Genomic DNA, 5894 nt, shown 5'->3' with positions numbered 1-5894 from the left:
TATAGCTCGGCTTAGATGGTCACTACTATTCTCAATAATCAGTCAAGGTGGTTGTTATGTTTAACGTTCTTTTAGTCTCTGGGTGTTTTCCTCGTTACTTTGCAGGATTTGGGATTTCATCTTTTGGTAAGCCTTTTGTGATCACTACAGGTCAACACTTTCACAGTAAGTTCCTTTCCGCGTCTGACGCACACAGCATTGTTGAACACCTCAAAGACTCTTGGCCTTTAGCTCAAGTCTCTTATGTTGTGAGCGATTAATCATGGATTCTATCTACTTCGACAACGAACCCAATCACGGCATTAACGCCTATTTTCCTTGGGGTCATAACTTCTTTAAGTCTCAGCGTGAGTTCTTCCAGTTCATGGAAGTTCATTACGGCATGGTGTCATTTCAGATTGTTGAAATCACCGATGAGAACTACCAAGAGCTTTTGGTTAAGGGTGTGTTCCATGCCATCTAAAAAGCCTCATAAGTTCCATGATGAAATTCGTCCGGTTCAAGTAGATCACCTAGCCTTTTCGTTTTCATACGGTTCGCTTAGACACTTGGATAACTCGAACGAACAAGACTTTATCAACATGCAGTTTCCTGAGTTTAAAAAGAAAACCGTTAACGGTCGTCTTAACTCACCAGAAGCGATAGAGAAATCAATAGAGTCACACCGTAACAAATGCCGCAAGGTTTTAGCCGATAGGTTTGATGAGTTCATGTCTAAAGTCTTTAACTTTCGTATTTCTCCTATGCGTGGCCGTGGCTTACATGGCTATGAAGATTCGATGGTGATTTACGATTCTACGGGAACGGTTGAATGCGGTCTGGTTGGTGTTGGTGGTAACAACGATACGGTCTACGTACAAATCAATGGTACGGGTTGCGCTAAGTTGTTCGACTTCACCACACACAAAAAGGTGCATTGGTGGTTGTCACTTTTGGGTATCACTCGCCTAGCCCGTTTAGATCTCTGCGTGGATGACTACACCGGAATCTTTGACTGTAAGTATGCTGAGAAATGTTTTTATGAGGGAGCATTTCGCACTGCTTCTCGTGGACGTGGTCCGACAATGGTCCCTCATAAGCGCGTTTCACAATCCGGTGAATTATCAGAGGAAGCTGTCCTTGTTGGCTCTCGTACCTCTGCAATCTACTGGCGTGTGTACAACAAGAAGTTTGAGCAAAACATCGCTGACCCTGAAGTAATTTGGTACCGCAATGAAGTGGAATTGAAGAAGTGCGACTTGGCACTACTCGCCTCGCCTGCTTCGGCCTTTGCTGGTCTGTGTGACTTCTCAGCCAGTATCGACCCTGCTGAACCGATGAAGATTGAGCTTAACAAAAAGAAAGCCGGTCTTGAGTTCTTTGCTCGTATTGCTTGGGTTCGTCGCCAATGTGGTAAAGCATGAAACCTCGTTAGGCATTCCTGACGAATACACTAAACAGAAAATCGAAATTTTGGAGTCAAGAATATGCCTACAATAACTGGTATCTCTATCAAGCGTTTCCCGAAATCTAATATGGAGTTCGCAGAGCTGTCTGTCCTACGTGCTGTTGAAGAAGTCGATAACGAGAAGTTTCAGCAAACGGGTATCGGTTTCTCAACTGACATCCCTTACAACAAACAAGCTCTGAAAATTGATGTGGCCTACGCTCGTCAGCTTATCCAATCACGCGCTTTTGTTGCTAACCGTGAATACGAACTGAGCTTTGGTGCTAACCCAAATGATCCACTCGATATCTTGGTGAATCAGCTTGTTCCTGTCGATGAAGAAGTCAAAAAGCACTTCGATAACTTTATGAAAGCTAAGTAATTAGGTCTTAGTTGCTATGTCTATTTGCGTGACTGTTATTGATGGGATTTTGCAACAATCATCGGGGGATGTTTGTGAGTATGTTTTGGTCTCTAAAGAACAGTTAACGCACTTGGTTGATGGTCAATTTGATTGGTCATTACTTGAATTCGACAAATCTTTGTATGAATTCGTTGTCGGTCAGAGCTTGGCAACCTTTGTTGGTGGTCATGTTCTAGGCCGTGTATTAAAACACTTTCGTTAATCCATTTAGGAAAATTATTATGTTGAAATTACGTCAATTGGTTAGCAATAAAATCCTTGTTGCTTCTGTCGCTCTTACTTCTAGCTCTGCTTTCGCTGAAGGTGCAAATGAAACCGCTATCACAGCAGCTGTCGATGCGGGTAAATCTATGGTTAGCCTTACTACTTCTGGTGTAATTGGTATTGCTGCACTTGGTTTCGGTCTAGGTATGGTTGTCGCTTGGCTCCGTAAGTAATGATTGTCTCCGTTGTTCTTGGCTCTTTAATGTGTGCCTCATTCCTTTATGGGGTTTACACCGGAGTCATAGCAGGTTGATTGATTGGGAGCTTCGGCTCCCTTTTTTGATCTTACTTTCGTTCACTCCTATTGATATCAGGCTTTCCTATGATGACTCGAATTGTCTTGCTTCTTATCTTATATAGCGTGTCTTTCTATTCGTTTTCCGGTGTTGTTGATAACCAAGGGCGAAAATATTCCTCGATGGAAGCTGCACTATCCGCTTACTTAGAAATCTGTGACGGCCCGTTCTATAGAGGGAAATATAACGGTTACCCGTCAGGAAAAATCTCAGGCAACAAGTTGATAATGAAGATTTATAAGTACAGCGACGCTGAATGCGAGAACGTTTGGACTGGTGGTAATAAGTCTTCAACCATTACTTTTACCGATGAATGCAAGCTACTTGAAGGTGAGAGTTTAGGTACGATAGCTTTTCCTGTCGGTACTCCAATTGTTCATTCCGTTTGTCGTAACAGCTGCAACGTTTCCCTACTGTCAGGGACTTGGATTGCTGGCGGTGTTGCTGACGACCCTCGCCCTTTCGGTCATTATAATTACAGTGGTCAAGGCTGTAATGGCGGTGATGGTTCTACTGGTGGTGACGGTTCTACTGGTGGTGATGGTTCTACTGGTGGTGACGGTTCTACTGGTGGTGACGGTTCTACTGGCGGTGACGGTTCTACTGGTGGTGATGGTTCTACTGGCGGTGACGGTTCTACTGGCGGTGATGGTTCTACTGGCGGTGACGGTTCTACTGGTGGTGATGGTTCTACTGGCGGTGACGGTTCTACTGGTGGTGATGGTTCTACTGGCGGTGACGGTTCTACTGGTGGTGATGGTTCTACTGGCGGTGATGGTTCTACTGGCGGTGGAAATTCTAATAATAGTGATGGTCTTACCAAAGGTGATATCAAAGATGTTCTCGAAGACGTCTTTGGAAAGTCAGAGTCATTCACTGCACCAGGTAAAGGTAATGGTTTTGCTGCTAACACAGTACTCACCACGTCACTTGATGATCTTAAAACTGAAATTGATGAGTTAGAAGAAACACTTGAAAGCAAGCTCAAACAATCCCCTCTAAAACTAGGTCAAATGTCTTTTTCTGACGGTTCATATGACGGTACAAGCTTCTTTCTTAGTCGATGGGATGTTGATGTAGGTTTCAATCTTTTCAGCACGTTAGGCTCCACCAATAGCAATATGATTCGAACCGTTATCTTATTCATCGCCACTCTATTAGCTGGCTTTATCTTGCTTTCCTCTGGTCGCTCTAAGGTATAAATCATGGAATATTTCTACAGCGCACTTGATTATATTGTTTCTGTCTTCGGCAGTATTTACGACTTCTTCGCCACCATACCAGACTTGTTTCTGGAGGTGTTCACCTACGCATGGTTTTGGTTCATTAAGCTCTATATCTACCTAAAAATCCAAATGCTAGAAATGGCCTATAACGTTGCCTCTTTGCTGCTTTCTGAATATGAGGTCTACACGGTGTTGAACATGGCCTTTAACAAGCTTCCCTCAGACTTGCGCTTTGCTTGTTACCAGTTCGGCATTGTTGATTCAGTTCGAATTGTTGTTGATGCGTTTGCTACGGCATTTGTGCTTAGAATTATGGGGTGGTGATATGGCTGTTTCCTTTCGTCATGGCTCTAACGGGGCTTATAAAACCGCTTATGTCACATGGTTCGAAATCCTCCCTGCTTTACGTGAGGGTCGTATCGTTGTCACTAATATTGAGGGCTTGAAACCTAAAGAATCTATCGAAGAATTGTTAGGTGAAAAATTTCCAGATTCAGCACGACTGATTAGGATCTTTACACGATCTTCTGAGGGCGTAATGCTTTGGCAAAATTGGTTCAACTGGATGCCCCTTGGCGCATTCGTTGTGATTGATGAGTGTCAGGATTTGTATTGTCCCGAAGCAGGATTTAAGCGTGAGAAGTTCTTACAAAAGCCTTTCTCTGAGTTCGTGGATTATCTACCTAAAGACTTTTCAGAACTGTTCTATTCTCGTTGGCTTCCGGTTGACCCTGATTCGTTTGAAGTGGGTGACGTTGATGATTGCGAACGAACCCAACTCGATGAAAATAACAGACTGCTCTACCCGTTTGACTTCTACGGTGCATTCATGCGACATAGAAAATACCAATGGGATATTGTCATGCTCACACCTGATTACACCGCAATCCCCACTTGGTTAAAAGGGTGTGCCGGTGAAGCTTATTCTCACCGCTCTACGGATACATTCTTTCGAAGTCGTAAGCCTAGGATTTTTAACCACCCTCCAAAATCCACTAAGACAGCTCCTTCCACTAAGGCCGACATGGCAAGTAGTACCACCAAGAAAATCCCTGTTGATGTGTTCGCGCTTTATCAGTCCACAGGAACCGGAGGTTTTAACGCGACTAAGTCTGATATCTCGGTTTTGAAGTCTCCAAAATTCATTCTTGCGATCCTTATCGGTGTCGCGGCCATTGGCAAATTTCTATGGGATTTATCTTATGTACTATCTGATTCTGATGTGGGTGAAGTTCAAACGGTTGATGCGCCAGCTGCCTCTACCAACTCGCCTACTCTATCTACTCCGACTGACGTTCCAGTATCTGAAAATGTTCCTATCCAAGATGGGGAAAGTTCTGTTCGGGTGGGTTCTAGCAATGTTACTTCTCAAGCTTCTGCTGAAAGTCTTCCTGATGCTGTGAATCCTTTCTTTGATGCTTTTCCAGTATTCAACGGCTCTACAGCGGTCTATCTTACGTCAGTAAGTAGAACGGTTTATCCAAAGGGCTTTGGTGAGTATTCGGATTTTGTCTTTAGGATAGATAAAGGTGTAGACACTTTTTACATACGCTCGGCTGTATTGAACCGCTACGGCTACCGCTTCGAATTGATTGATGATTGTTTGATTCAAGTGCGGTCTAAATCAGTGTCGAGGGTTTTAACGTGTCCACCTACATCCAGTGGCGTTGCTATCGCTTCTGAAAGTAACGATTTGATGAGTGGTAGAGTCGAAGACGTTCAAAGGTCTGTCGATATCTTCAGCATGTGACGAATGACATACTTGAACGGTGGTATGTCAAAAATGACATACTCGCCCCGCAGGGATAAGGGCACTCGATACAGTTCTTGGGTATGACTTCCCTAAATGCCCGAAAAGCAGCGAAGCGTAGCTGACTTGATGAAACCACATCACTAGCCCTTCACATTGCCAAGATCACCCTAGCAGAGCCTCACAACATTAGTGGGGCTTTTTGCTACTGCAACCCATCTTACTAACAACTCTTTTCTATTCTGCTCACAGCTTCGCGTGAGTCGTGAGAGCTGAACAGCGAGCGCGACGCTGTGGGCAGCAACCCCCGTGTTGTATCACGGGGGTAAATTCGACCTATCTATCAGCACTCACACAACCCTGCGCTAGTTGCAAGCTTGCGCGCTAGTTAACAACTGACCATCACGGTGTTTTTCAAGGTAGTTGTCATCATTTGCTTACTTATTAAGCAGCTTCTCTTTCTGGATTTAGGTGAACGTCACCGACAGGCTCACAGTTCCTGATATCA

The 5894-nt window shown here is 44.1% G+C and carries 8 protein-coding genes and 1 pseudogene; all 9 read left to right on the top strand.

From position 1 onward, the window contains the following. Positions 1–56 precede the first annotated feature (56 nt). The 9 genes and pseudogenes from F0229_RS21525 to F0229_RS21485 all read left to right on the top strand — a co-directional run bounded on the left by F0229_RS21525 (position 57) and on the right by F0229_RS21485 (position 5386). Positions 57–260, top strand: a complete 204-nt coding sequence (locus tag F0229_RS21525) for a hypothetical protein (protein WP_016793341.1) — start codon at positions 57–59, stop codon at positions 258–260. Positions 261–262: 2 nt separating this feature from the next. Continuing rightward, the gene (locus tag F0229_RS21520) at positions 263–463 is read left to right on the top strand and encodes a hypothetical protein (protein WP_016793342.1); all 201 of its coding nucleotides are present in this window, start codon (positions 263–265) and stop codon (positions 461–463) included. Further along, positions 453–1479, top strand: a pseudogene (locus F0229_RS21515) (replication initiation factor domain-containing protein). Before F0229_RS21520 ends, F0229_RS21515 begins: the two are co-directional and overlap by 11 nt. Next, a complete protein-coding gene (locus F0229_RS21510) occupies positions 1467–1808 on the top strand; it encodes a DUF1293 family protein (RefSeq protein WP_171733681.1) in 342 nt (113 codons plus the stop codon). Before F0229_RS21515 ends, F0229_RS21510 begins: the two are co-directional and overlap by 13 nt. Positions 1809–1824: 16 nt before the next feature. Beyond that, positions 1825–2052, top strand: coding sequence for a hypothetical protein (locus F0229_RS21505; protein ID WP_019350627.1), 228 nt, complete (start codon positions 1825–1827; stop codon positions 2050–2052). A gap of 19 nt (positions 2053–2071) precedes the next feature. Then, positions 2072–2287 (top strand): hypothetical protein, encoded by a 216-nt coding sequence (locus F0229_RS21500; protein ID WP_019350626.1) that lies wholly within the window; start codon positions 2072–2074, stop codon positions 2285–2287. Positions 2288–2436: 149 nt separating this feature from the next. Further along, entirely contained in the window at positions 2437–3612 is a 1176-nt protein-coding gene (locus F0229_RS21805) for a hypothetical protein (RefSeq protein WP_216606199.1), read from the top strand. 3 nt (positions 3613–3615) lie between these two features. After that, complete coding sequence (locus F0229_RS21490; RefSeq protein ID WP_050634067.1) at positions 3616–3960, top strand: hypothetical protein; 345 nt, start codon at positions 3616–3618, stop codon at positions 3958–3960. Position 3961: 1 nt separating this feature from the next. Next, the gene (locus F0229_RS21485) at positions 3962–5386 is read left to right on the top strand and encodes a zonular occludens toxin domain-containing protein (RefSeq protein WP_171733680.1); all 1425 of its coding nucleotides are present in this window, start codon (positions 3962–3964) and stop codon (positions 5384–5386) included. Positions 5387–5894 lie beyond the last annotated feature (508 nt).

Origin of the sequence: Vibrio sp. AIC-3 (genome assembly GCF_013114515.1) — a bacterium.
Lineage (GTDB): Bacteria > Pseudomonadota > Gammaproteobacteria > Enterobacterales > Vibrionaceae > Vibrio > Vibrio crassostreae_C.
This window is presented reverse-complemented; position numbering and strand designations above follow the sequence as displayed.

Coding starts and splice junctions, on each gene's coding strand:
- F0229_RS21525 (WP_016793341.1), top strand. CDS start 57: ATGTTTAACGTTCTTTTAGTCTCTGGGTGTTTTCCTCGTTACTTTGCA.
- F0229_RS21520 (WP_016793342.1), top strand. CDS start 263: ATGGATTCTATCTACTTCGACAACGAACCCAATCACGGCATTAACGCC.
- F0229_RS21510 (WP_171733681.1), top strand. CDS start 1,467: ATGCCTACAATAACTGGTATCTCTATCAAGCGTTTCCCGAAATCTAAT.
- F0229_RS21505 (WP_019350627.1), top strand. CDS start 1,825: ATGTCTATTTGCGTGACTGTTATTGATGGGATTTTGCAACAATCATCG.
- F0229_RS21500 (WP_019350626.1), top strand. CDS start 2,072: ATGTTGAAATTACGTCAATTGGTTAGCAATAAAATCCTTGTTGCTTCT.
- F0229_RS21805 (WP_216606199.1), top strand. CDS start 2,437: ATGATGACTCGAATTGTCTTGCTTCTTATCTTATATAGCGTGTCTTTC.
- F0229_RS21490 (WP_050634067.1), top strand. CDS start 3,616: ATGGAATATTTCTACAGCGCACTTGATTATATTGTTTCTGTCTTCGGC.
- F0229_RS21485 (WP_171733680.1), top strand. CDS start 3,962: ATGGCTGTTTCCTTTCGTCATGGCTCTAACGGGGCTTATAAAACCGCT.